The sequence below is a fragment of the Halomonas sp. V046 genome, from assembly GCF_052645355.1.
The window spans coordinates 167,994-193,368 of record NZ_JBQXYF010000006.1 but is presented as its reverse complement, the minus strand read 5'-3'; the positions used below and the strand labels follow the sequence as shown (position 1 = coordinate 193,368).

Genomic DNA, 25,375 nt, shown 5'->3' with positions numbered 1-25,375 from the left:
GGGTCGATGGGACATGCTAGGGCGATCAAGGTAGAGAGGGTCAACACAGCGAAGAGACCAAGGAGACCGACAGGGTGAAAGAAGGGCGGCAGCCGTGGCTGGCGCCCTTCGTCGTTTCGAGAGAGGGTGGTAAGTATTCCAGTCCTGTGATGTTGTGTTTTGGCACACAAGCGCCGTAAAATGCCACTAAGTGTTGAATAAAATAACCACTGTGGAGTTCGTCATGTCATCAAGCCCCGAGGCCAAACCCGCCGCAACGCTCACCCCGCATGCCGCTTCCTGGTATGCGGCGTCGGCCAATCCAAGCCCGGAGCGGCCGGCACTGAGCGGTGAGGTGAGCTGCGATGTGTGTGTCGTCGGTGCCGGCTTCAGCGGCATGTCTTCGGCACTGCACCTGGCCGAGAAGGGCCTCAAGGTGGTGGTGCTCGAAGCGGCCAGAGTGGGCTATGGTGCCTCCGGGCGAAACGGCGGCCAGATCGTCAATAGCTACAGCCGTGACATGGATGTGATCGAGGACAAGTACGGCGCGCAGACCGCCCGCGCGCTTGGCGACATGGCCTTCGAAGGCAACCGCATCATCCGCGAGCGCATCGCGACCTATGATATTCACTGCGATCTTCGCGAGCGCAACCTGTTTGCTGCCTGCAATGCCAAGCAGATGAAGGGGCTCAAGGAGCACAAGGCATTGTGGGAGCGCTATGGCAACGACCAGCTCGAACTGCTGGAAGGCGATGCCTATCGTAAAGAGGTCAACAGCGATCGCTATGTCGGCGCCCTGATCGATCACTCTGGTGGTCACCTTCATCCGCTCAACCTGGTGCTGGGCGAAGCGGCGGCCTTCGAGTCTCTCGGTGGCGTGATCTTCGAGCAGAGCCCGGTGACCAGCCTGGTCCACGGCTCACCGGTGACGCTGAAGACCGCCAGCGGCGTGATCAAGGCCGATCGTGTGGTCATGGCAGGCAACGCTTACTTAAGCGGTGTCGTACCCGAACTCGAAGGCAAGTCGATGCCCTGCGGCACCCAGATCATCACCACCGAGCCTCTGGGCGAGGACCTGGCCCGGGCCCTGCTGCCGACCAATATCGCCGTGGAAGACTGCAACTACCTGCTCGACTACTATCGGCTGACCCGCGATAACCGCCTGATCTATGGGGGTGGCGTCAACTATGGTGGCGAGGACCCGGCCGATATCGAAGCGGTGATTCGCCCCAAGATGGAGAAGACCTTCCCTGAGCTCAAGAAGGTCAAGGTCGACTATGCCTGGAGCGGCACCTTCCTGATGACCCTGAACCGGCTGCCTCAGTTCGGCGTACTCAACGACAACGTCTACTACGCCCAGGGCTATTCGGGACACGGGGTGACCTGCACGCATCTCGCCGGGCGCCTGATCAGTGAAGTGATGACCGGGCGTGACGAGCGCTTCGATGCCTTCGCCGGTCTGCCGCACTTGCCGTTCCCGGGCGGGCGCATGCTCAGGGTGCCGCTGTCCGCCATGGGCGCCTGGTACTACGAGACCCGCGACAAGCTGGGCATCTGAGAGGAGCGCCAGGCGCTCGGGTGCCGAGCACCTGGCGCCGGACACCGGGGCGCGGTCAAGGCGCACCCCGGGGCCAAGGTCCCGTAACTAACAACGCCATCGGCCCGCCGGTCTTCGTGCGGGCCGATGGCGTTGGCGGGGCAGGTGCGTCGGCAGCGCCGGCAGTTGCGTCGGCGAGTGCATCAGGGGCTGGCGGCGACGTCACGTGGCCGATATTGGCCGACATGGCTATGGCTATGACCATAACCGTCGCCGTTTTTCGCCAGGTAACGTCGCCGTGGTGCGACACCTGGGCAACAAAATTGCAATCGCCCTGGACTCGCTGCGAACACCGTTCGATAACGGCTATGATAGGCCCATGACTAGCACATGATGGCAACAGAGGTGGTTCGGCGGTGGCTATCGGGATCGGTTGACGATCCGAGTCGTGGAGGCGGTGTCGTAGAGGCGATGCTCTATACGCGTTGCTCTATACACGATGCCCTATAAGCAATAGCGAACGCCGACCGAGCAAACATCCAAGGAGAACAAGCTATGAGCAAGTCGATCATCGTGGGTTCGACCCTGGCCGTGTTGGGGCTTGGCGGTTTGGCCTTTGGCGCCTGGCAGGTTCAACAGGGGCCCGAGGGTCCGCAGTTTGCCGATATCACCGACGTCGATGCGGTGACACAGAGTATCCAGACGCCGCGCGAAGTGTGTGAGAACGTCGCGGTGACCCGTCAGGCGCCGACCCGGGACCCGCATTCGATTCTCGGCAGCGCCGCCGGCGCCGTGGTCGGTGGCCTGGTCGGCAATCAGATCGGTGGGGGCAGCGGGCGCAAGATCGCGACGGTGGCGGGCGCCATCGGTGGCGGGTTCGCCGGGCGCGAGGTGCAGCAGCGTATCGAGTCCGGCCAGACGGTGACGACCACCGAGCGCCGCTGTCAGACCGTGACGGATACCAGTCAGCAGACCGTCGGCTATGACGTTAGCTGGCGCTACAACGGGGTTACCCAGACCGCGCGTCTGGATGAAGCCCCGGACGGCGACCGTGTGCTGCTGGAGCAAGGTAGCCCGGTGTGGAGCGTGGTCGTGGATGAGGCCGAGCAGGATCACAAGGGCTAGGCGACGACGCCCATGCCCCTTCAAGGCAAAGACATGGTGCGATGCTGGGCCGAGCCGGCCGCGTCCGCCGAACCAGCAGGCCACAACGACAAGGGCCCGGCATTCGCCGGGCCCTTGTCGTTGTGGCATCGGTCATGACGGGCGAGTGCCGAGGCAAAATACGCTATCCCAAGCATCAGTTCCTGCTGATCCTGGACTAGAGTGAGGCAAGGGCGTCGTCGTACGCGTCCATCGTTTGTCTCTCTGGGTTTGTCTCTCTGGATAGCGTAGGTCGCGCCCATGAAACGGATACTTCTGGTGGCTTTTGGTGCCTGTCTGACGACTCTGGTCGCGGCTCAGGTGGCAGCCCAGGTCGCAGCCCAGGTGACAGCCCAGGACGCGCTCGGTGTCTTGCCTGAGCGGCGTATCGACTACCAGCGCGACAGCGATTTTTTTGGCGATGATCTTCGCGCGATCTTCGAAACCGACCTTGGCTACTGCATCAAGGCCTGCCGCGAAGCGTCATCGTGCAAGGCCTTCACCTTCAACACCGGCGCGTCGGCGTGCTTTCTCAAGTCGGGCCATGCGCGCCCGGAGCCATTCACCGGGGCCTTGTCGGCCGTGCTGGTAGATAGCGATGCGGCGCTGTTGAGCAACGCGCGTCGTCAGGCCGAAGTGGCGTTTTTCTCAGACGCCGAGTGGCGTCAGGCTCGCGAGCTGTATGAGACCCTGGAGCAGAATCGTCACCACTATGCTCGCCACGATCTGACCCTCGCCGTCGATCGGAATGTACCGGATGGCTGGTTGTCGCTGGCCGACTTCGCGCGCCAGGGCGGCCAGGCGCGGCCCGATTTCTTGCGCCGCTGGGGCTACGCCGAGATGGCATTTCTGGCCAACGCCTGGGTGCGCGCCGACCAGGACGAGGAACGCCTTAGCGTACTGGAGGCCATCGTCGAGCGGCTCCAGGAAGATCCCGAGCGCGGCCCGGATATCGTCGCGGCGCACCGGCGCCTCGCCGACTTGAGCGGTGATCGCAAGCGCCTCGAGGCGGCGCGTGAAACCTACGGGCCCCGGGTCATGGGGACCCAGGCCGAGGCCGAGGGCGCGAGCCCACGGTTCTGCGCCGAGTACTCCGAGGCGCTGCGCGACGATGGCTTTTACTACGCCGATTATGTGCGCGTAGAAGGGGTGGCGGTTGACGTCGATGTCGAGGGTAAGCGCCTGTGTCTGTCGGGACTCGAGCACGGCCTGGATTACGCCATCACATTGCTTGAAGGCATGCCGGCGGCCTCAGGAGAGACCACCGCACGGACCGAGACCTTCGATATCTGGATGCCGAATCGGCCGCCGAGCGTGCGCTTCGACACCCGCGGCTATGTGCTACCGAGCGCGCGTGCGCCGCGCCTTCCGATCACGGCGGTCAACACCGATGTCGTCGATGTGCGCCTTTATCATATCGGCGAGCGAGCCCTTGGCGAGTTTCTCGACATCGAGCGCTTTCTCACGCCGATGGATCGCTATCAGGCGATGCGGCTCGCCGAGGAAGACGGGGTCGAGGTGTGGCGCGGCAAGGCCGATATCGACAGCCGATTGAACGAGGAAACCGTCTCGTTGCTGGAGGTCGCAACGGCGATGGAAGACCTCGGCCCCGGCGTCTATGTGCTGAGTGCGAGCCCCGAAGGGGCGGACGCCTGGGTCGCCGCGACGCAGTGGTTTCTGATTTCCGATCTTGCCATCTCAAGCTTCGCGGGCCCCGATGGTCTGCACCTGTTCGTCGAACGCCTCGGTGATGGCCAGGCGGTGGCGGGGGCGCAGCTCAGCCTGATCGCGCGCAACAACAGCGTGCTCAAGGAGGTGACGACCGATCCCTCGGGCTATGCGCGCATCGCCCCGGAGTGGCTCACCGGCAGCGGCGGCGACCGGCCGGCGATGCTCGCCGCACTCGGCGACGGCGCTGATTTTTCCTTTATCAATTTGCGTGAGGCGGGCTTTGATCTGTCCGATCGCGGCGTGGCCGGTCAGCCGGCGCCTCAAGCCATCACGCTGTTCGCGACCACCGAACGCGGCATCTACCGGCCCGGGGATACGGTCTTTGCCACCGCCTTGGCCCGCGACGCCGAGAGCCGCGCGATTGTCGATCTGCCGCTGACCATGGTCGTCCATCGCCCCGATGACAAGGAAGCGTCGCGTCAGACCCTAGGCGATCAAGGGGCCGGCGGTCGCGTCGCGTCGGTGGCCATCGAGCCGGGAGCCATGCATGGCCTGTGGAAGCTGCGTTTCTACGCCGACCCTGAGGCCGACATGCTCGGCGAGGTCGGCTTTCTGGTCGACGACTTCGTGCCGGAGCGAATCGATTTCGACCTGGCCGCCGACGTCGATCGGGTTGCGGAAGGCAGGCCGCCACGGGTCAGCGTCGATGCGCAGTATCTGTATGGCGCGCCCGGTGCTCACCTGGCGATCGCCGGCAGGGTGACCCGCCGGCCCAGCGGCGAGCTCGCTGCCTATCCAGGCTTTGCCTTCGGCACCCCGAGCGGGGAAGACGAGACCACCTTTGCGGTATTGCCGGGCGGGCGGGTGACCGGTGCCGATGGTCGCGCCACGCTTGCGATGCCGCTTCCCGAGCCGGCGAGCGTCGGTCAACCGGAGGTCCTGACGCTGGCCATGCAGCTGCGTGAGGGGTCGGGGCGACCGGTAGAGCGACGACTCGAGCTTCCCGTGGCGCTCACGACGGCGGTGATCGGCCTGCGTGCGCGCTTCGATGAGGTGGCGCCAGAGGATGCGAGCGCCACCTTCGACGTCGTGTCCCTCGGGCCCGGCCTGGCGAGGCTGGCGATAGCCGGGGCCGCCTGGACCCTGTCGCGCATCGAGCAGGACTATCAGTGGTACCGCGTCAACGGCGAGTGGGGCTATTCGTCCATCGAGCGGCGCACGCGCGTCGGTAACGGCGAGATCGATATTGCGGCCGATACCATGACGGCGCTATCGGTCCCCGTCGAGTGGGGCAAGTATGAACTTGAGCTGCGTGCCGACGTCGGTGGAACCCCGGTGCTCGCCCGTCGCGAGTTCATGGCGGGTTACCGCGGTGGCGGCGGCTCGGCGGCAACGCCGGATAGGCTTACGACCGGCATCGACAAGTCGAGCTACGCCAGCGGCGATGAACTGACGCTGCGCTTCGATGCCCGCCAGTCCGGCATTGCCTTCGTGCGGGTGCTCAACGGCAAGCTCGTCGATAGCCGGCGCTTCGAGGTCGAGGCCGGCGCCAATGAGCTGACGCTGGACATCGATGAGCGCTGGGGCACCGGCGCCTATGTCATCACCTCGCTGGTCACGCCTGAGCAACAGGCCGATCAGGGACGCCAAGGCCTGAATCCGAGCCGTGCCATCGGGGTCAACTGGGTGAGTGTGGATACCGCCGAGCGCAGGTTGGAGTTGTCGCTTGCGCCGACGGCGCGCTGGCGGCCACGCGAGACCGGAGCCCTGACCCTGTCGGTGGATAACGCCCCCGTGGGGGAGCCTGTGTTCGCCACCGTTGCGGCGGTGGATCTGGGGATTCTCAACCTGACCGGTTTCAAGGCGCCCGAGCCCGAGGCATATTTCTTCGGTCAGCGCCGGCTGGCCTTCGAGATGCGCGATCTTTATGGACGCCTGATCGACAACGTCCCCGGGGCCATCGCCGCCCTGCGTGAGGGTGGCGACAGCAACACCGCGAGCCAGGCCCCGGGCCCCAAGCGCGAGGAATTCGTCACGCTGTTCTCCGGCCTTGTCGCCGTCGACGATAGCGGCCAGGCGACGATTGAGCTGCCGCTGCCGGCCTTCAATGGCACCGTCAGAACCATGGCCATGGCCTGGACCGACAGCGCGCTGGGAAGTGCCAGTGAAGACGTGATCGTGCGAGATCCCATCGTCGCCACGGCCCATGTGCCGAGCTTCTTGGCCCCGGGCGATAGGACCGAGCTACGCCTTGAGCTGGCCCACGCCGAGGGTCCGACGGGCGAGGTGGGGGTCGAGCTGGCATCCCGGGGCCCCTTGGTCTTCGATCTGACAAACGGGGCGCTCGCGACTCGCCGCCTGACCTTGTCCGACGGCGAGCGCCAGACCCTTGATCTTGCGCTGTCGGCCGACGAGGTCGGACAAGGTGAGGTGGATATCGCCGTCATCACGCCAGACGGCCAGCGCTTGACCCAGAGCGTGCCGATCGATGTCCGGCGCAATGATCCGCTCCGGCGTAGCCGTTACGTCGGCCGCCTGGGTGCCGGTGAGGCGCTCGCGCTGCCGAAGCCCGTGGTGGCAAGCTTCGCGCCAGAGGCGACGGTGAACCTGAGCTTCGGGCCGCTGGCGCTGTTTGATCTGGCGGGCCTGGTGTCGGCGCTGGATCACACGCCGTGGGGCTGCACCGAACAGCTGATTTCCTCGGCCGAGCCGCTGCTGTCGGCGCGATCGCTATTGGCGCCGGACCGTCAGGCGCTCGCCGATGACAGGCTCGGTGAGCGCGTCGGTGAGGTTCTGTCGCGTCAGTCGGCCAGCGGCGCCTTCGGCGACTGGGCGCCGGGCAGCGGCCACTTCTGGCTCGATGCCTACGCCACGGAATTTCTGCTGCGCGCCCGGGATGCCGGCGCCGATGTTCCAAAGCGTGCATTGGCCGGCGCGCTCGCCAATCTGCAAAACAAGGTCAACTCGAGCAGTGGCTCGCGAGAGAATCGCTCCGCGGCGGCCTATGCGCTGTATGTGCTGGCGCTGGCCGGAGACGTTCGGGCAAGCGATTTGCGCTACTTCTCCGATACCTGGTTCCAGGCCCAGAACGCGGGCAACGACGGTGGCCTGGAGGCCGCCTACCTGGGCGCCGCCTTGCGCGAAATCGGCGATCCTGGCCGCGCCAACCGGCTGTTCCAGGCGGCCCTTTCGACGCTCATTGGCGCCGCTGACTATGCCAGCTATTCCCGTCGCGGCGACATCTACGCGAGCCGCGTTCGCGATCTGGCCATTGCCTATCGGCTGGCGCTGGCGGCGGACTTTGCCGGCGTCGGTCAGCCGGCCATGGGTGAGCCCGTGGGCGCGGTGATCAACGATGCCCTGCGCCAGGCCTCACGCGGCAATACCCAGGAGCAGGCGGCGGCGCTGCGTGTCGCCCATTCGCTGCTGGAAGACGCCGAGATGGCTGGGCTAGCGCGACGGATGTCGTTGGCCGAGTACCGCGCCACCTCGGTGACTAACCCGGCCAAGGCGGCCGGCGATGTCTCCGTCATGATCGAGGGCGTGCCCGTGGGCGAGGTGATGGCCGAGAGCTCCGGCATCGAGATATCGCGGCGCTATTACAGCCTGGAAGGGGAGCGGGTCGATGTGAATCGGGTGGCGCTCAACGACAAGCTGGTGGTGCTGCTGCGGGTGACGCCGCTGGTGGCAGGCGAAGGTCAGCTCGCCATCGAGGACCCGCTGCCCGCCGGCTTTGCTATCGATAACCCGAGCCTTGTATCGTCCGGCGACACCGCAAGCCTTGAGTGGCTGGCCGGCGGCATCAAGCCGACCCATGCGCAGTTTGGCGCGGATCGCTTCTTCGCCGCGGTGACGCTCGATGAGCGCGAACCCTTCGAGCTTGCCTACGTGGTGCGTGCCATTCGCTCTGGCCGCTTTCATCACCCAGCGGCCCAGGTTCAGGACATGTACGTGCCGAGCCTGCGGGCCAGCACCGCATCGGGGACGGTCGTCGTGGGCGAGGGCGAAGAAGGTAGCGGTCGCGACCGCGGTGATGATGAAGGGCGCGGCGGCCAGTGATGCATGACAAGGGCCTGGTGTGGTCGTCGCGGTGGTGCCTGCGCCCCTGCGTGATCGTGGCGCTCGCCCTGGCGGTAGTCATCGGCGTCGGTGCCGGTCGCGCCGTCGAGCAATGGGTCGCGTCGGCGCCAAGGCTTGTCGATGCACGCGGCTCGGTGCCCAACTCGCCGGCGGTGCTGGACCGTGCCGGCGAGCCCTTGAGCCTGTTTCTCAGTGACGACGGCTTCTGGCGCATCGACACCGCGGTGGAAGACGTCGACCCTGCTTACCTCGACATGCTGCTGGCCTATGAAGACAAGCGCTTCTACGCCCACCGCGGCGTTGACTGGCTGGCGCTGGCCCGCGCTTCGCTACAGGCGCTGTGGCATCGAGACGTGGTCTCGGGAGCGTCGACGCTGACGATGCAGGTTGTGCGCCTGCTCGAAGGACAACCGACCCGCACGCCGGCTGCCAAGCTCGGCCAGATTCGCGCCGCGCTGGCCCTGGAGCGGCGCCTTTCCAAGCGCGAGATTCTTACGCTCTATCTCAACCTGGCGCCGATGGGGGGCAACCTCGAAGGCGTCGCCAGCGCCAGTCGTGCCTATTTCGCCAAGAGCCCGCTGTTCCTTTCTGCCGCCGAGGCGGCGCTGCTGGTCGCCATTCCGCAGTCGCCAGCACAGCGCGTGCCGTATCGGCGCCCCGACATCGCCCGTGCCGCTCGCGATCGCGTGCTCGATCTGAGTCGCGCCCGCGGCCTTTTGTCAGAGGCCGTCGTCGTCGAGGCCAAGGCCGAGGCCATGCCGACCACGCTTCGGCCGATGCCGCGCCTGGCCTGGCACCTGGCCAGTGACATGCTGGCCGAGGCGCGTCTGAACGCGGCCAGCCAGCCCCGGGGCGCTGTCGATAGCAGCCAGCCCAACGCCGCTGGCCAGCGCCGGTCCCGGGGCGCTCTAGATAGTAGCCGGTCCCGGAGCGCTGTCGATAGCCAGCCCGAAGCCGCTGGCGAGCGCCGGCCCCGGGGCGCTGTAGATAGCCAGCCCGATGCCGCTGTAGATAGCCAGCCCGACGCCGCTGGCGAGCGCCGGCCCCGGGGCGCTCTAGATAGTATCCGGTCCCGGGGCGCTGTCGATAGTATCCGGTCCCGGGGCGCAGTCGATAGCCAGCCCGACACCGCTGGCGAGCGCCGGCCCCGGGGCGCTGTAGATAGTATCCGGTCCCGGGGCGCTCTAGATAGTAGCCACCTCAGGCTCGAAACGACTCTCGATGCGGAGCTTCAGCGCCGTCTTGAGGCCATGCTGGCGCGTTGGGTGGGCCAGCAGGTGTCACCGATCAGCGCCGCGCTGCTGGTGGCGGACTATCGCAGCGGTGAGGTGCGCGCCCGCATCGGCGCGCCGGATCCTTTTGATGCCAGGCGCTCGGGTTACGTCGATATGGCCAAGGCCATTCGCTCACCGGGCTCGACGCTCAAGCCGCTGATTTATGCGCTGGGATTCGACGACGGTCTGATCCACCCGGAGACCCTGATCAACGATGCGCCGCGAGACTTCGATGGCTGGTCGCCGTCCAACTTCGACGGTCGCTTTCGTGGCCCCGTCACGGTGCGCCAAGCGCTGCAGGAATCGCTTAACTTGCCGGCCGTCTCGGTGCTCGAGTCGCTCGGACCGACCAGGTTGCTGGGCGCCATGGGTCGGTCGGGGGCGGAGCCGAAGCTGCCCGGTGATCGACCACCGGGTCTGGCCATCGGTCTTGGCGGCGTCGGCGTCACCCTGGAGGACATGGTGGCGGTGTATGCCATGATCGCCAACGGGGGCCGGTCGGTGGAACTTACTACCCAGCGAACCCTGATCCCGTCACCGGCCGGCCCGCCTGGCTCTGCTGCTGTCGACGGCCGCGCCCCTGGGTCCGCTGCTCGGCGCGTCATCAGCGCGCGTGCCAGTTGGTACCTGGCAGACATTCTGCGTCAGACGCCTCGGGCGGGGCTCGGCGCCCGGGATCGGGTCGCCTTCAAGACCGGGACCTCTTACGGGCACCGCGACACCTGGGCGATCGGATTCGATGGCCGGCATGTGATCGGCGTCCTGGTCGGGCGGCCCGATAATGGTGCCATGCCCGGTTCTCTTGGCGCCGATAGCGCCGGTCCGCTGCTGTTTTCGAGTTTCGATACTCTTGGCATCACCGCGCCGAACCGAACACCGCCGGCGGATGCAGTGATCGCCGCCACCGGTGATCTGCCACGCGCGCTACGAACCTTCCGCGATGACGTCGACGCCGTGGCCAATCCGCTTGCTATCGTAGCCCCGCGGGACGGCGCGGAGGTGTACGTGACCGCAGGCTCAGCGTCGCTGTTCGTGCGCTTTCAGGGCGGTCGCCCGCCGTTTCGCTGGCTGATCAACAATCGGCCAGTGGCGGCGGACGCACTGCGCCGCGAGGTGGCGCTCGATGAGGTCACGGGTGGGTTTCATCGCATCACCGTGATCGATGCCCTCGGTCATTCGGCCAATACCACGGTCAGGCTGGTCAACTAGCGCAAGGATCTTTTATCGCGACAAGGCGTTGTGGCAAGGCGTTGTGGCAAGGCGCTGCGACAAGGCGCTCCCGGAAAGACCGAGGCGGTGACACGGGAAAAAACAGGTTCATAAAACATGGCCCCGACGCAATGTCGGGGCCATGGTCATTTCGCGTCCGTCGTCGAGTGAACCATCACGTCAGCGTGAAGCCCAGCACCAGGAAGCCCAGGGTGGTGACGGTTGCCCCGATCAGGGTGTAGGGCAACTGGGTCAGGGCATGCTGCATCGGCAGCACGCCGCTGCCCTGGGACGACAGCACCGAGGAATCCGAGAAGAAGCAGGCGTGGCTGCCGAAGCTCGAAGCCGAGAGCAGGGCGCCCACCACCAGGGGCATCGGTGCGCCCATGTGTGCGGCCATGGGGATCACGATCGGAATCGAGATCACGAACACCCCCCAGGATGAGCCGGTGGCGAAGACCACCACTGCCATCGACACGAATACGATGGCAGGCAGCAGCGCCGGCGTCAGGTAAGGCGCGAGGCTATCGATCATGAACTGGGTCATGCCGAGCTGATCGTTGACCTCGCGCAACACGAATCCCACCGCGACGATGGCCAGCGGCAGCATCATGGTGCGAAAGCCATCCATGATCGCATCCATCAGGGCCGGGAAGGTGACCAGGCGCTGGATCAGGTAGAGCACGATGGTGAACAGCGTGGCCGCGATCACGCCCTTGAGCAGGTCGATCTCGAAGTAGGCGCTGGCGCCGATCAGCACCGCCATCGGGGCAACGAAGTTGAGCACGCCGACCCACGGCTTGCCGCGGGGCGTTTCGTCACCCAGGGGGCTGTCCGGGGCGCCATCGGGAATCGGCTGGCCGGCCTTGGCGCGGGCCTCGGCGGCCTTCATCGGCCCAAGGTCCGGCACCAGGCCGAGAGCGACCAGAAAGACCAGGCCCATGGCCACCCAGCCGTAGAGCATGAACGGAATCGACTGGATATACAGCCACATGCCGGGGCCGTCGGTGGCACCGTTGGTCTCGAGCAGTTCGGCGAAGTACACCGCCCAGGTCGACAACGGCACCAGTACGCAGATCGGTGCAGCGGTGGAGTCGACGATGTAGGCGAGCTTCTCGCGGGACACGCCGAAGCGGTCGGTCAGGCGCTTCATGGCGGCCGGTGTCGCCAGGGCATTCAAGTAGTCATCGATGAAGATCAAGACGCCAAGCACCGCGGTGCTGAGCAGTGACTGGCGCCGGGTCTTCACCAGGCGTCCGATGACGTAGCTGAAGCTCAGGGTGCAGCCGGATTTCTCGAGCATGGCGATGAAGCCGCCCAGCAGACCGCACACCAGAATCAGCCAGGCGATGGTCTCGTTCATCATCACCGACAGCGAAATCTCGGCAAGCTCGCCGATATAGTCAGCAGGTTCGATCAGGATTAGGCCGGCCAAGGAGCCGATGGCGAGCGCCTCCAGGGTGCGGTGGGTGGCGATGGCCACGGTCAATACGATCAGCGACGGCACCAGGCTGATCCAACCAAACGGCGTGCCCGACTCGTGGTAGTAGGTAAGCGCGGCGATCGCGGCGAGCAACCCGACCACCAGCGACAGGGTACGGCCGGTGCTGCGGCGATCGGGCTGAGAGGGTTCGAAGGCGTGGGGCGAGGCATGGCTCATGACCATCCCCCTCGAGAGATAGAGGGGGCGGGAGCACCAGGGGAAGTTGTGGTTATCATCGTAAGACCCAGTGGTGTGAGGGTGACAACGTCTATGGTCAGACGTGGCGCAGGTACCAGTCGTATTCCAGGCGGCTGACCGCCTGCATTGCGGCCTCGCGTTCGGCGCGGCGATTGGCGAGGAAGACCTTGAGGAAATCAGCGCCGAAGGCGTCGCTTAGCACGTCGGAGGCCTCGAGCACGTCAAGCGAGCGCGACCAGCTGTTGGACAGGGTCGGGGCGAACTGCTGGTAGGCATTGCCGGTGACCGGCTCGCCCGGGGACAGCCGATGGGCGATGCCGTGGGTGACCGATGCCAACAGGGCGGCGAGCAGCAGGTAGGGGTTGGCGTCGGCGCCGGCGACCCGGTGTTCGACCCGGCGGGCGACGTTGGGGCCGGACGGAATACGCAGCGCCACCGAACGGTTGTCGTAGCCCCAGGTCGGTGTCATGGGCACGTAGAGCCCTGGCTGGAAGCGGCGAAAGGAATTGACGTTGGGGGCGAACAGCGCCATTGATGCCGGCATCATCGCCATCAGGCCGCCAATGGCATGACGCAAGGTGTCGGTGCCGAGAGGATCCTCATCGGCGGCGGCGAAGACGTTGTCACCGCCTTCGTCGAGCAGGCTCATGTGCACGTGCATGCCGTTGCCGGCCTGGCCGCCGTAGGGCTTGGCCATGAAGGTCGCCTCGAAGCCGTGGCGAATGGCCACGCCCTTGATCAGGCGCTTGAGCAGCACGGCGCTGTCGCAGGCCTTGAGCACATCATCGCTGTGGATCAGGTTGATCTCGAACTGCCCCGGGGCGCATTCCTTGAGCGCGGTATCCAGCGGCAGTTGCTGAACTTCGGCCGCGGACTGGATGTCCTCCAGGAAGTCGGCGTATTCATCGAGTTCGCTGATCGAGTAGAGTTGGCTCTCGGTGGCGCGTTCTCCGGTGGCGGGGGAGCGCGGCGGTTGGGCCATGCCGAGTTCGTCGCGGGAGCGGTCAACCAGGTAAAATTCGAGTTCGAGGGCCACCACCGCCTTGAGGCCACGATCGGCCAGACGCTGAATCTGGCGGGTCAGCACGTTGCGTGGGTCGGCGAAGAAGGGGCCGTCCTCGTCGTTGCGCATGTCCATCAACAGCTGGGCCTGTTTGCCACTGCGCAGCCAGGGCGTCGGCATCAGTGAGCCAGGTATTGGACGGCAGACCTGATCACGATCGCCGATGTCGAGGCCGAGCCCGGTTGCCTCGACGGTGTTGCCGGTGATGTCGAGCGCAAACACCGAACCGGGGAGGTTGATTCCGTTCTGGTAGGCCTTCTCGAGGTTGCCCCGGGGAATACGCTTGCCCCGCAGTACGCCGTTGAGATCACTCAACAGCAGATCGACGCTGTCGATCTCGGGGTGGCGGGCGAGGAAGTCACGCGCCTCGTCGACGGGAGGGGTGGACATGATGTCACCTGTAAACGTTTGTTTTGGTCATGGCTATCTTTCCGCCGCCGCCTTGGTGTTGTCAAATTATTTACGACATGTCGGCATTATCCGAAAGTCTATTCTTCTCTATCGTCTCTTAATAAATACTTTTATAACAAGTATTTAACACCTATTCTTCGGTTTGGTTACTGGCTCGCCTTGGCAAGAAAAGCGAACCCATGTATGTTGAGCAAAACATAACAACCCGATTGAGTTTTCAGGAGGCATCATGTCTGTTCGTCCCCTGGTAGGCGTCATCGCTTGCCGTCGCGTGGTGGAGGGTCATCCCGCCCACATGGTCACCGACAAGTATGTCCGCACCTTGCGCGACTACGGCCTGGAGCCGGTCATGTTGCCGGTGTGGGAGGATGTCGATGCCGAGGCCGCCGGTGCGCTGCTCGACCGTCTCGACGGCCTGGTGCTGACCGGCAGCTATACCAATGTGCTGCCAAGCCGCTACGGTGCCGAGCGCATCGCCGAGAACACCCGCGATGATGTCGACCGTGATGCGGCGGCCATGACCTGGGTACCCCTGGCGCTGGAGCGCCGCCTGCCGCTGCTGGGAATCTGCCGTGGTTTTCAGGAGTTCAACGTGGCCTTCGGTGGCAGCCTGCATCAGGCCGTGCAGCAGGTCGAAGGCAAGCTCGACCATCGCGAACCCGAAGGCGAAAAGGCCGAGCAGTACGCCCCGACGCATGATCTGGATATTCAGCCTGGCGGTCGGCTCGCCAAGCTCTTCGGCGACACCCGTTCGCGGGTCAATTCGCTGCATCAGCAGGGCGTGGATCGACTCGGTGATGGTCTGCGTGTCGAGGCCATCGCGCCGGACGGTCTTGTCGAGGCGGTGTCGGTCGCCGAAGCCCCGGGCTTTACCCTGGCGGTGCAATGGCATCCCGAATGGCAGCCAAAGGAGCACCCGCTGTATGACGCCATCTTCGAAGGCTTCGCCGACGCGTGTCGCGGTTGACCGGCTCGCCCCGGTGAATCGGCAAATCCAAGGGCCCACGACAGTGTCGTGGGCCCTTGTTGGTTGTGTTGGCTGGTGGGCGCGGTCAAGACCAGGAGCGGTCGGCCGTGGCTTGTCGCTCAGGGCAGGCTCTCAGGGCTATTTCACCGGGGCATTTCACCGGGGCATGTCACCGGATCATTTCACCGGGCTGCTTCTCGGGCTCGTCTCGTCGCCGGGCACGCCATCCTGAGCTGCCGTGGCGCGTTGGCCGAGGGTATAGAGCACGAGGATCAGGACGGCGACGCCAGCGCTGAGGCCGATCCACCAGCTGACGCCGTGACCGACGGTGATGGTGCCGAAGACCAGCGCCACGGCGCCGACCAGCAGGGCGTAGGGCAACTGGGTGCGGACGTGGTCGATCATGTCGCAACCGCTGGCCATGGCCGCAAGCAGGGTGGTCTCGGCCAGAGGGGAGCAGTGATCGCCCCACACCGCCCCGGCCAGCACCGAGGCCACCGAGGCATACAGCAGCGGCATGCCCTCGGCGGTACCGGCCAGGCCGTGGTGGCTCAGCACCGCCCAGGCCAGTGGCACCACCAGCGGCATCATGATACCCATCACGCCCCAGGAGGAGCCGGTGGCGAAGGCGGTGAAGCCGGCTAAGCCGAAGATCACCGCGGGTAGCCATTCGGGTGACAGGCTGTCGCCGAGGGCCGAGATCAAGAAGTCGCTGGTGTGCAGGGCCTCGTTCACGTTGGCCAGCGCCCAGGCCATCATCAGGATGGTGATCGGCAGCAACATCGACTTCACCCCCTCGAACCAGTAGTGGGCCGTTTCGGTCATGCTCATCAGGCGCTGAGCCTGGGTCAGGATCACCGCCACCAGGCAGGCCGCGAGAGACCCCCACATCATGGCGCTGAACGAATCGCCTTCGCCGAAGATATCGCGCAGGTCGTGTTCTCCACCGCCCAGCGCCGACAGTCCCGTGGCATAGATGCCGCCCAGGGTAATGCCCACCAGCACCAGCATCGGCACGATGGCATTGAGCGCCCGGGTCGGGATGCCTTCCTTGGTCGGGATATCGGCCTCCTCGACGATCGCCTCGCGGCTGGTGACTCCACGCCGTGAACCGGGCTCCGACAGGGCCCGGCGCTCGGCGGCGAGCATCGGGCCGAAGTCGCGGCCGGTCCAGGCCACCAGAAACACGAACACCAAGGCCAGCAGCGGGTAGGCGTTATAGGGGATGGCGTTGACGAAGACCGAGTAGGCCGATTCCGACCAGCCCTCGATACCGGCCATGGCCTCGCTGATCAGGCCGACCTGGAAGCCGATCCAGGTGGTCACCAGCATGATCGCCGAGACCGGGGCGGCGGTGCTGTCCACGAGGTAAGCGAGCTTGGCTCGGGAGATCCTCAGCCGGTCGGTGATGTGGCGCATGGTATTGCCGACGATCAGGGCGTTGGCGTAGTCGTCGAAGAAGATCGCCAGTCCCAGCAGGGCGGTGGAGTTCTGTGCCTGGCGCCGGCCGCGAATGACCCGGCTGATGCGTTCGGCGATGCCGCGGGTGCCGCCGTTGCGCGAGATGATGCCGACCATGCCGCCGATCAGCAGACAGAACAGCACGATTGACATGTGATCGCTGTCGCTGGCGGCGCTTAGCACATGCACGTTCACCGAGTCGCCGAAGGCGTTGATCAGCGCCTTGGCGTCCATGCCGTGCAGTACCCATCCCCCCAGTAGCAGGCCGGAAAACAGCGCCAGGATCACCTGGCGAAAGGCCAGGGCCAGGGTAATGGCGGTCAGGGCCGGCAGCAGCGATAGCCAGGCGGGCAGGCCGTCGAGGGTGGTGCTGGCCAGAGGCGTGCCGGAGTCGTCCACCAGTGTCAGCAGCGCAGGCTCCGCGGTGAGGGTCACGCTGACGCTGGCAGTGCCATCGTCGCCAGTTGTCATGGCGATGGGGCTGCCATCCAGTCGAGCGTAGACGGACTGCTGCGGGGTGAGGTCCTGGATCTCGATGTCGGTCGCGACGCCATCGAGGATGATGTCCGGGAGGGTGATGGTCGGGGCGGCCTGGGCGAGCAGTGATACTGCCCACAGGAGGGCGATCAGCGGCGCGAGCAGTACCCAGCGAAGGGCGTGGCGGTTGATGGTCATGGCGTGTGTCCCCGGGTTGTTATTGGCGGCAGGGTGATTGTCGACGCTTCCTGTTTGGGAAATTGCGTCAATGAAAGTTGGCCATGGCGGTGTTATCTGTCAATGTTTTTTTGTTGGTGTTTTTTAATAATGTCGACATTGTACGATAGTCGTATACGTATAATCAGTGGGTTAGAAGTAATTTTGGCTCGTTTTTGGGAAAAGGGTTGGCAGTCCGTGGCGAGGTCGATATGTTGATTAAACAATAACACCATCTCAGGCGTTCTTTTATCTGGAGGAATGGGCCATGTCCCCTCAACGCGGTACTCGGCTGCAAGCGCTCGATCGTGATCATCACCTGCATCCCTTCACCGACTTCAAGGCACTCGGTGACGAGGGGAGTCGCATCATCGTCGATGCCGATGGCATCTATATTCAGGATGCCGAGGGCCATCGTCTCCTCGATGCGATGGCGGGCCTGTGGTGCGTCAATCTCGGCTATGGGCGCCAGGAGCTGGTCGATGCTGCGACCGAGCAGATGACGCGGCTGCCGTACTACAACAATTTCTTCAAGACCACCCATCCACCGGCCGTGGAGCTGGCCGAGACCCTGTGCCGGCTCGCCCCGGCCCACATGAATCGGGTGTTCTTCACCGGATCGGGCTCCGAGGCCAACGACACCATGCTGCGCATGGTGCGGCGCTTCTGGGCGCTCAAGGGCAAGCCCGAGAAGCACTGGGTCATCGGTCGCGAGAACGCCTATCACGGATCGACCGTGGCGGGCATGAGCCTCGGCGGCATGGCGCCCATGCATGACCAGGGCGGCCCCTGTGTGCCGGGCATCACCCATGTGCGTCAGCCGTACTGGTACGGCGAGGGGCGGGACATGAGTTCCGAGGCGTTCGGTCGCGTCTGCGCCGAGGCCGTCGAGGAGCGCATTCTCGAGCTCGGCGAAGACCGGGTCGCGGCCTTTATCGCCGAGCCGGTGCAGGGCGCCGGTGGCGCGATCATCCCGCCTGCAAGCTACTGGCCGGCGGTCAAGGAGGTGCTCGCCAAGTACGACATTCTGCTGGTGGTCGATGAGGTCATCTGCGGCTTCGGGCGACTCGGCGAGTGGTTTGGCAGCGACCATTTCGGCCTTGAGCCAGACCTGATGCCGATCGCCAAGGGACTATCGTCGGGCTACCTGCCGATCGGCGGCGTACTAGTCGGTGACCGCGTGGCGGACACCCTGATCAACGAGGGTGGCGAGTTCTACCATGGGTTTACCTATTCCGGTCATCCGACCTGTGCCGCTGTGGCGCTCAAGAACCTGCAGTTGATGCAAGAGGAGCGCGTGGTAGAGCGGGTGAGGGAGGACCTCGGGCCTTATCTCGCCAGCCGCTGGGGTGAGCTCGAAGATCACCCGCTGGTGGGCGAGGCCCGCTCGCTGGGCTTGATCGGGGCGCTGGAGATCGTCGCCGACAAGGCCACGGGCGAGCGCTTCGACAAGTCGCTGTCGGCGGGTGGTCTGTGTCGTGATATCTGCTTCGAGACCGGCCTGGTCATGCGTTCGGTGGGCGACACCATGGTCATCTCGCCGCCCCTGGTGATCACCCGAGACGAGATCGATGAGCTGGTACGCCTGGCCCGGGCGGCACTCGATGAGACCGCTCGTCGGCTCAAGGCCAGCGGGGCCAGCGTGGCAGGCAGTGAGGAGGCTACGGCATGACGCAAAGAAGCCGTCAGGCAAAGACCCTGGCCGACTGGCAGGCTGCTGCTGACACCGTGAAGCCCGGCCTCAAGACTCGCGCCTTCATCAACGATGAGTTCGTGGACGCGCTCAGCGGTGAGACCTTCGAGACCATCAACCCGGCGACCGGTGAGGTGCTTGCCCACATCGCAAGCTGCGACGCCGCCGATGCCGAGCGCGCCGTGGGGCACGCACGGAGCGCCTTTCGGGCGGGTAGCTGGTCGCGGCTGGCGCCGGCTCGCCGCAAGCAAGTGATGCTGAGGCTCGCCGACCTGATGGAGGCGCACCGCGACGAACTGGCACTGCTCGATACCCTCGACATGGGCAAGCCGATCACCAGTGCGCTCGGCGACATGGCCGGGGCCATCGGCTGCGTCCGTCACCAGGCCGAGTCCATCGACAAGGTCTATGGCGAGGTCGCTCCGACCGGTGACGAGGCGCTTGCCCTGGTGCTGCGCGAGCCGCTTGGCGTGGTCGCGTCCATCGTGCCGTGGAACTTTCCGCTGATGATGACGGCGTGGAAGATTGCGCCGGCGCTGGCGGCTGGCAACAGCGTCATCCTGAAGCCATCGGAGAAGTCGCCGCTGTCGGCGTTGCGGCTGGCCGAACTCGCTCGCGAAGCGGGGCTGCCTGCGGGGGTCTTCCAGGTGTTGCCGGGTTTTGGGCATACCGTGGGCAAGGCGCTGGCGCTGTCGATGGACGTCAACTGTCTGGCGTTCACCGGGTCCACCGCCGTCGGCAAGCAGCTGATGCAGTACGCCGGTCAGTCGAACCTGAAGCGCGTGTTTCTGGAGTGCGGCGGCAAGAGCCCGAACCTGGTTTTTGCCGACTGCAAGGACCTCGATCGGGTCGCCGTGAGCGCCGCCGAGGCGATCTTTCACAACCAGGGCGAGGTGTGTATCGCCGGTTCGCGCCTGCTGGTCGAGAACAGCATTCGCGACGTCTTCGTCGACAAGCTGCTGTCGGCGGCGCAGGGCATGCAGCCGGGGGACCCACTGGACCCGTCGAGCTTCATGGGCGCCATCGTCGACGCCGGTCAGCACCGGCGCATCCTCGACTATATCGCCAAGGGCGTGGCAGAAGGCGCCTGCCTGAGGGCCGGCGGCGAGGCGCGGGACGGCGCAGGGCTCTACATCACCCCGGCGGTCTTCGACGGCGTGACCGCGGCCATGGCCATCGGTCGTGAGGAGATCTTCGGGCCCGTATTGTCGGTGTTTGGCTTCGATACCGAGCAGGAGGCCATCGCCCTCGCCAACGACAGCGACTTCGGCCTGGCGGCGGGGCTCTGGAGCCAGGATATCGATCGCATCATGCGCGTCACTCGGCGCCTGGAGTCGGGCCAGGTGTTCGTCAACAACTGGGCCGGCGGTGACCAGACGGTGCCCTTCGGCGGCGTCAAGCAGTCCGGCAACGGCCGCGACAAGTCACACCACTCCCTGGAGGAATACTCCGAGCTCAAGAGCGTCTGGATGTCGCTCTCGAGCTGAGGCCTCCAGGCAACCTGCACCGATGGGGCGATCCCTCGTCTTGTCCTTCGGCCACGCCTTGCGTGGCCATTTTTGTGGTTCTTCGTCATTGGGTGGGGAGATGCCGGTACTAGCCGTCTCCTGGCAGATGGAGAACACCGACAAGCGACTGTGATGCATCGCACCACTACGTCGGCCGCACGCAGGGGGAGCTGGATCTGAGCAACGTGGCCACCGTCGGCGTCGATGAAACGGCGTCCCGGTGCGGCCAGCGCTACGTGACGGTGCTTCTCGACATTCAGCGCAAGCAGGGGCCGGTGATCTTCGCCGTCCCGGGCCACAGCAAGGACGCCATCAAGGCATTCAGCGCCTTCTTGGCGGCGCATGGCGGCGATCCGGACAATGTGCTTGGTGGACCGCGACATGTCTCAGGCCTTTCTCAGCGGCGTTGCCTAGAACCTCACCAACGACGAGGTGACGGTCGACTGGTCCTATATCGCGCAGACCTTCACCAAGGGGCTGGATGAGGTGCGCAACAAGGAGCACCGGGAGCAGGGACAGCCCAAGTCGCTGCGCTGGGCACGGCTGGAAAGCCTGGGAAACGAGAACCTGACGCCCAAGCAACTGGCGGCGCTCCAGGAGTTGGTGGCCGATCAGGTCGCCACGTTCGATGCCTGGGTGAGCAAGGAGAAGCTGCGCTGGATCCAGAAGGCCCCTCCGCGAGCGGCTCGGTGGCGCATCACGAATTACCTCAAGGTCATGCGTGCAGCGGTCTCGGAGAAGCCTCTTTTGAAGCCAATGGGAAAGGCCCTGTCGACGCTGGAGCGACACGTCGACTCGGTAACCAGGCGATGGATCTCGGAACTGACGAATGCACGATTGGAAGGGATGGGCGGCTTGTTCCAGGCTGCTCAATCACGCGCACGCGGCTACCGGAACGACGCCAACGTCATCGCCATGATCTATCTGATTGGCAGCTCGGTGTGCCGTTTGCTCGATCACGCCAAATCCAAGAGAAACGACGAAGAACCGTTTGTGATGGGGCAGAATTTCAAACCAAGGGCTGCAATGTTGCCCTGTAAACAGCATTGCGAATGGCCTGAAGAGCAATCATTTGGGTGGGTTAGCATATCAGTTGCGGTGAACCTCATCGGGCAGGGGGCGGAGGGCCGTGATGGCCAGGATGCGATTTCGTGATTCGAAGCCGCGTGAGTGCGAACAAGTAGCGTGGGTTCAACTCGGTCAGCAGGGGTGTCTGGCTTGGCGAAAGGGGGCTCTCGGCCCCCCTTGGATGCCGCCGTCAGTAAGGTGTCGACGTGTGTGCGTTCTAGGACGCGTCAACGGTGGCCTTGCTGTCAGGCGCTGGGCTTTCGGGTGTCTTGTCGTCGGCATCGCCTGGCAAGCCTCGGCGGCCCAGCAGCACGGCACAGAGGATCAGACCCGCGCTAATGCCCCAGGCGGGGCCCAGGGTGGCGGTGAGCATGCCAATGGTCAGCACGACGCCGCGCTCGACGTTGTCGTGGACCATGGCCATGGCGACGAAGGCGCAGGCAAAGCCGGTCAGGATGATGGTGACCGACAGTGCCACCGGCAGCATCGGGGTGATCAGCCCCAGCACCGGCATCAAGAGCCCCAGTGGAATGGCCATCAGGTAGAAGTTGGTGGTGCCGGTGAAGATCGAGTCCATCACCTGGCGGCCCTTCTTGTAGCGCTCGATCAGAAACACCTGAACCCCGGTCCAGATCGGCCCATGGAGCATCACCAGCGGACCCGCCGTCACCATCTGTGCCAGGTTGCGAATCGCCAGCACGTAGTGGCTGCGGGTCAGGTCGATGTCGATCTTTTCGTCGCCGCGGGCGTCGTCGGCCTCGTGAAGCAGGGTATCGGCGACCAGCAGATCGCCGAAGGCGAGGATGTAGAGCATCACGCCGATGGGGGTCGCGGTGAGGATCATGTCCCAGGACGGCATGCCCACCGACCAGGGCGCCAGGGCGTCCAGGGTAGCGCCCAGCGGCGGGACGAAGAAGCCCCATTCGATGGTGAACTCGAGTTCACCACTGACGAGTCCCACGACGCCTGCGACGATGAAGGCGACCAGCATGGCATTGGCCCCCACCAGGGTCTTGAGTCGGGTATTGGGCAGGCGGGCGAAGGGCACCGAGAACATCAGCGTCAGCACGACGGCCCAGGCGGTCACCAGCGTCAGCGGCATGCTGTCGAGTCGGCCGAGTTCGGAGCGAAAGGCGGCCACGGCGGCGCCCATGATGATGCCAGCCTTGAGTGGTCCGGGCACCATGCGATTGAAGCGCTCGCCGAGTCGCGACAGGCCGAAGAACAAAAACAGCGCCGAGACCACCAGGGTGATTGCGATCATCGCCCGGACGGCCTCTGGCCCTGGCGTCAGGCTGTCGAGAAAGACGATGGTCAAGGGCAGTCCGGCGGCGATGCCGCCCGCCGAATAGACATCGCCGAACAGGAAGGTCTGAGCGAAGACCCAGAAGAACATTACCAGCATGACGGTCCAGGCGATGTCGAAGGATACGCCGAAGTACTGCACCAGTAGTGGCGCCGTGGCGCCCCCGGTGGCGAGCAGCAGCAGGCCGCCCTGGAGATGGGTGCTGGGGGTCAGGTCGACGTGAATGCCGGGAATGCGCAGGGTGAAGGGGCCCCATTTGAGACCGGGCTGGATGTCGCCGTGGGCGCGCTTGAGTGACATGGCGTGTCGTCCTCTTGGTTGGCATTGTTGTGTCGGGCGATGCGGGCGCCGCGGCGAGCTGTCAGGGGGAGGCTCGTCACGATGCCTGTGGCGGTGTCGCGGTGGTCCTCGAAGCGAGGGGGCTCGGCGCTATGCCCGGAGCGGTGTCGCGGTGGTCCTCGAAGCGAGGGGGCTCGGCGCTATGCCCGGAGCGGTGTCGCGGTGGTCCTCGAAGCGAGGGGGCTCGGCGCTATGCCCGTAGCGGTGTCGCGGTGGTCCTCGAAGCGAGGAGGCGCGGCGCTATGCCCGGAGCGGTGTCGCGATGGTCCTCGAGACGAGGAGGCGCGGCGCCAGGCCCCGGGGCGGTGTCTCAGTGGTCCTCGAAACGAGGGGCTCGGCGCTATGCCCGGAGCGGTGTCGCGATGGTCCTCGAGACGAGGAGGCGCGGCGCTAGGCCCCGGGGCGGTGTCTCAGTGGTCCTCGAAGCTCAGGGTCACGCGGTCGCTGATCGGGTGGCATTGGCATGACAGCACCATGCCGGCCTCGATCTCGTAGTCCTCAAGGGCGTGGTTGGCATACATCTCCACCTCGCCCTCGACCACCTTGGCAAGGCAGGTCGAGCACACGCCGGCCTTGCACGAAAACGGCAGGTCCGCGCCTTGGGCGTTGCCGGCCTCGAGAATGCTCTCGGCGTCGTGGGCCATGTCGAACTCGACGACCCGTCCATCGCTGATCACCTTGATATGGGCGTCACCCTCACCGGGGCGACGATAGCCGTTGGCCGGGCGTTGCCTGGCCCCGGCGGTGGGCAGCGCGGTACCGAACAGCTCGCGGTGGATGTGTTCCGGCGCCATGCCGTGGTCCTGAAGCGCCCGGCGCACGATTCCGGTCATGTCTTCAGGGCCACACAGGAAGGCCGCATCGAGGCCAGTGACGTCGACCCAGCGATCGAACAGGGCACGGCACTTTTCGTCATCGATGCGGCCGTTGTAGAGATCGACGTCCTGCGCTTCGCGGCTGAACACGTAGATCAGATTGAGGCGCTCGAGGTAGCGGTCCTTGAGATCCTGCAGGCGCTCGCGGAACAGGGTGCCGGCGGTGGAGCGATTGCCGTAGAGCAAGGTAAAGCGGCTGCCGGGTTCCGTTTCCAGGGTGGTGGCGATGATCGACAGAATCGGGGTGATCCCGCTGCCGGCGGCCACTGCTAGGAAGTGGCCGTGGCGGCTCGGGTCCAGGGGCACGAAGAACTTGCCCTGGGGAGGCATCACCTCGAGGCTGTCGCCCACTGCCAGGGCCTCGTTGGCGAAGGTCGAGAAGGCGCCACCGGGGACCAGCTTGACCGCCACTCGGATATCGTCGTCCTGCACGCCCGTGCAGATCGAGTAGGAGCGGCGAACGTCCTCGCCTTGAATGTCGCGACGCAGGGTCAGGTATTGGCCCTGGGTGAAGCGAAAGGCCTCGCGCAGCTCGGGCGGCACTCGAAAGGCTATGGACACGGCGTCCCGGGTCTCCTTGCGGATATCCTCGACGGTAAGGCGGTGGAATCGGCTCATGGTGAAGGTCTCGTCGGATGTCGGTGGCGGCTCGGCGTCGGGTTCATGGGGCTGCTGATCGTGGTTACAGGCACTTGAAGTAGTCGAAGGGCTCGAGGCAGGTGCGGCAGCGATACAGCGCCTTGCAGGCGGTGGAGCCGAACTCGCTGACCCTTTCGGTTTCTGTGCTGGCGCATTGTGGACAGGTGACACGGGGCTCATCGAGGCCGGTCAGCGAGCGCTTGTCGGCGCTGCCCACCGGTGGTGCGATGCCGTAGGCACGGAGCTTGTCGCGGCCCGTGGTGCTGATCCAGTCGGTGGTCCAGGCAGGCGACAGTCGACGTTCGATGCGTACCGCCGGGTAGCCCGCGTCGACCAGTGCCTGCTCGATCGACTGCTCGATGACCTCGGTGGCGGGGCAACCGGAGTAGGTCGGTGTGACGCCGATCTTGAGCCACCCGTCCTGCCAGGCGATCTCTCGTACGACGCCGAGCTCGATCACGTTGACCGCCGGGACCTCCGGGTCCAGGACCTCGGACAGTACCGCCAGCACAGCATCCTCGTCGCCGATGGGCCCGGCCTTGGCCAGGGATGCACGATCACTGCCGATCAGGTTGGTCGAAGGCCAGTCGTCGAGGCTGTCGTGGCGTGCCATGGCCGCCGTGCCGGGGCGAGGGGATTCGGGCGACTGGCCGAATGATCGGGTATGCGCAGCCATGGTCTGAGGCAGAAGGTCTGTCATGGTCGTCTCCGTGCCGGGTGTTGGCGGATGGCGGCACCAAAAGGGGCGAGAGAGCCGCGCTGATGATGGGTTGCCAGG

The 25,375-nt window shown here is 65.3% G+C and carries 15 protein-coding genes; 9 read left to right on the top strand and 6 right to left on the bottom strand.

All coding sequences use genetic code 11. The features are described from left to right. Positions 1–223 precede the first annotated feature (223 nt). The 4 genes from ACUN9Y_RS10030 (at position 224) to ACUN9Y_RS10015 (ending at position 10,893) form a co-directional block, all read left to right on the top strand. Entirely contained in the window at positions 224–1,537 is a 1,314-nt protein-coding gene (locus ACUN9Y_RS10030) for an NAD(P)/FAD-dependent oxidoreductase (RefSeq protein ID WP_445460565.1), read from the top strand. Between the two features lie 534 nt (positions 1,538–2,071). Beyond that, on the top strand, positions 2,072–2,641 hold the full coding sequence (locus ACUN9Y_RS10025) for a glycine zipper 2TM domain-containing protein (RefSeq protein ID WP_445460564.1): 570 nt from the start codon (positions 2,072–2,074) through the stop codon (positions 2,639–2,641). A 279-nt stretch (positions 2,642–2,920) separates the two neighbouring features. After that, positions 2,921–8,389, top strand: coding sequence for an alpha-2-macroglobulin family protein (locus ACUN9Y_RS10020; RefSeq protein WP_445460563.1), 5,469 nt, complete (start codon positions 2,921–2,923; stop codon positions 8,387–8,389). Then, positions 8,389–10,893, top strand: coding sequence for a transglycosylase domain-containing protein (locus ACUN9Y_RS10015; protein ID WP_445460562.1), 2,505 nt, complete (start codon positions 8,389–8,391; stop codon positions 10,891–10,893). Before ACUN9Y_RS10020 ends, ACUN9Y_RS10015 begins: the two co-directional genes overlap by 1 nt. 175 nt (positions 10,894–11,068) lie before the next feature. Here ACUN9Y_RS10015 and ACUN9Y_RS10010 read toward each other — a convergent pair whose 3' ends face one another. Continuing rightward, a complete protein-coding gene (locus tag ACUN9Y_RS10010) occupies positions 11,069–12,553 on the bottom strand; it encodes a Na+/H+ antiporter NhaC family protein (RefSeq protein ID WP_445460561.1) in 1,485 nt (494 codons plus the stop codon). Positions 12,554–12,650: 97 nt separating this feature from the next. Further along, positions 12,651–14,027, bottom strand: a complete 1,377-nt coding sequence (locus ACUN9Y_RS10005) for a glutamine synthetase family protein (RefSeq protein ID WP_445460560.1) — start codon at positions 14,025–14,027, stop codon at positions 12,651–12,653. A gap of 250 nt (positions 14,028–14,277) precedes the next feature. On the opposite strand from ACUN9Y_RS10005, the gene ACUN9Y_RS10000 reads away from it, so the two are divergent. Next, positions 14,278–15,015 (top strand): gamma-glutamyl-gamma-aminobutyrate hydrolase family protein, encoded by a 738-nt coding sequence (locus tag ACUN9Y_RS10000; RefSeq protein ID WP_445460559.1) that lies wholly within the window; start codon positions 14,278–14,280, stop codon positions 15,013–15,015. Between the two features lie 177 nt (positions 15,016–15,192). On the opposite strand, the gene ACUN9Y_RS09995 is transcribed toward ACUN9Y_RS10000, so the two are convergent. Then, positions 15,193–17,151, bottom strand: coding sequence for a Na+/H+ antiporter NhaC family protein (locus ACUN9Y_RS09995; RefSeq protein WP_445460558.1), 1,959 nt, complete (start codon positions 17,149–17,151; stop codon positions 15,193–15,195). Positions 17,152–17,437: 286 nt separating this feature from the next. Here ACUN9Y_RS09995 and ACUN9Y_RS09990 point away from each other — a divergent pair, with 286 nt between their 5' ends. The 4 genes from ACUN9Y_RS09990 (at position 17,438) to ACUN9Y_RS09975 (ending at position 21,525) form a co-directional block, all read left to right on the top strand. After that, the gene (locus ACUN9Y_RS09990; RefSeq protein WP_445460557.1) at positions 17,438–18,841 is read left to right on the top strand and encodes an aspartate aminotransferase family protein; all 1,404 of its coding nucleotides are present in this window, start codon (positions 17,438–17,440) and stop codon (positions 18,839–18,841) included. Continuing rightward, the gene (locus ACUN9Y_RS09985; RefSeq protein WP_445460556.1) at positions 18,838–20,349 is read left to right on the top strand and encodes an aldehyde dehydrogenase; all 1,512 of its coding nucleotides are present in this window, start codon (positions 18,838–18,840) and stop codon (positions 20,347–20,349) included. The genes ACUN9Y_RS09990 and ACUN9Y_RS09985 overlap by 4 nt, the downstream gene beginning before the upstream one ends. 206 nt (positions 20,350–20,555) lie before the next feature. Then, a complete protein-coding gene (locus tag ACUN9Y_RS09980; RefSeq protein WP_445460555.1) occupies positions 20,556–20,855 on the top strand; it encodes a transposase in 300 nt (99 codons plus the stop codon). After that, on the top strand, positions 20,803–21,525 hold the full coding sequence (locus ACUN9Y_RS09975) for a transposase (RefSeq protein ID WP_445460554.1): 723 nt from the start codon (positions 20,803–20,805) through the stop codon (positions 21,523–21,525). The genes ACUN9Y_RS09980 and ACUN9Y_RS09975 overlap by 53 nt, the downstream gene beginning before the upstream one ends. A 130-nt stretch (positions 21,526–21,655) precedes the next feature. On the opposite strand, the gene ACUN9Y_RS09970 is transcribed toward ACUN9Y_RS09975, so the two are convergent. From ACUN9Y_RS09970 to paaD, 3 genes are all read right to left on the bottom strand, one after another. Beyond that, positions 21,656–23,044 carry a hypothetical protein gene (locus ACUN9Y_RS09970; protein ID WP_445460553.1) on the bottom strand — a complete coding sequence of 463 codons (1,389 nt, stop codon included), beginning with the start codon at positions 23,042–23,044 and terminating at the stop codon, positions 21,656–21,658. 449 nt (positions 23,045–23,493) lie between these two features. Then, the gene (gene paaE, locus ACUN9Y_RS09965) at positions 23,494–24,576 is read right to left on the bottom strand and encodes a 1,2-phenylacetyl-CoA epoxidase subunit PaaE (RefSeq protein WP_445460552.1); all 1,083 of its coding nucleotides are present in this window, start codon (positions 24,574–24,576) and stop codon (positions 23,494–23,496) included. Positions 24,577–24,640: 64 nt separating this feature from the next. Beyond that, positions 24,641–25,297 (bottom strand): 1,2-phenylacetyl-CoA epoxidase subunit PaaD, encoded by a 657-nt coding sequence (paaD, locus tag ACUN9Y_RS09960; RefSeq protein WP_445460551.1) that lies wholly within the window; start codon positions 25,295–25,297, stop codon positions 24,641–24,643. Positions 25,298–25,375: the final 78 nt, after the last annotated feature.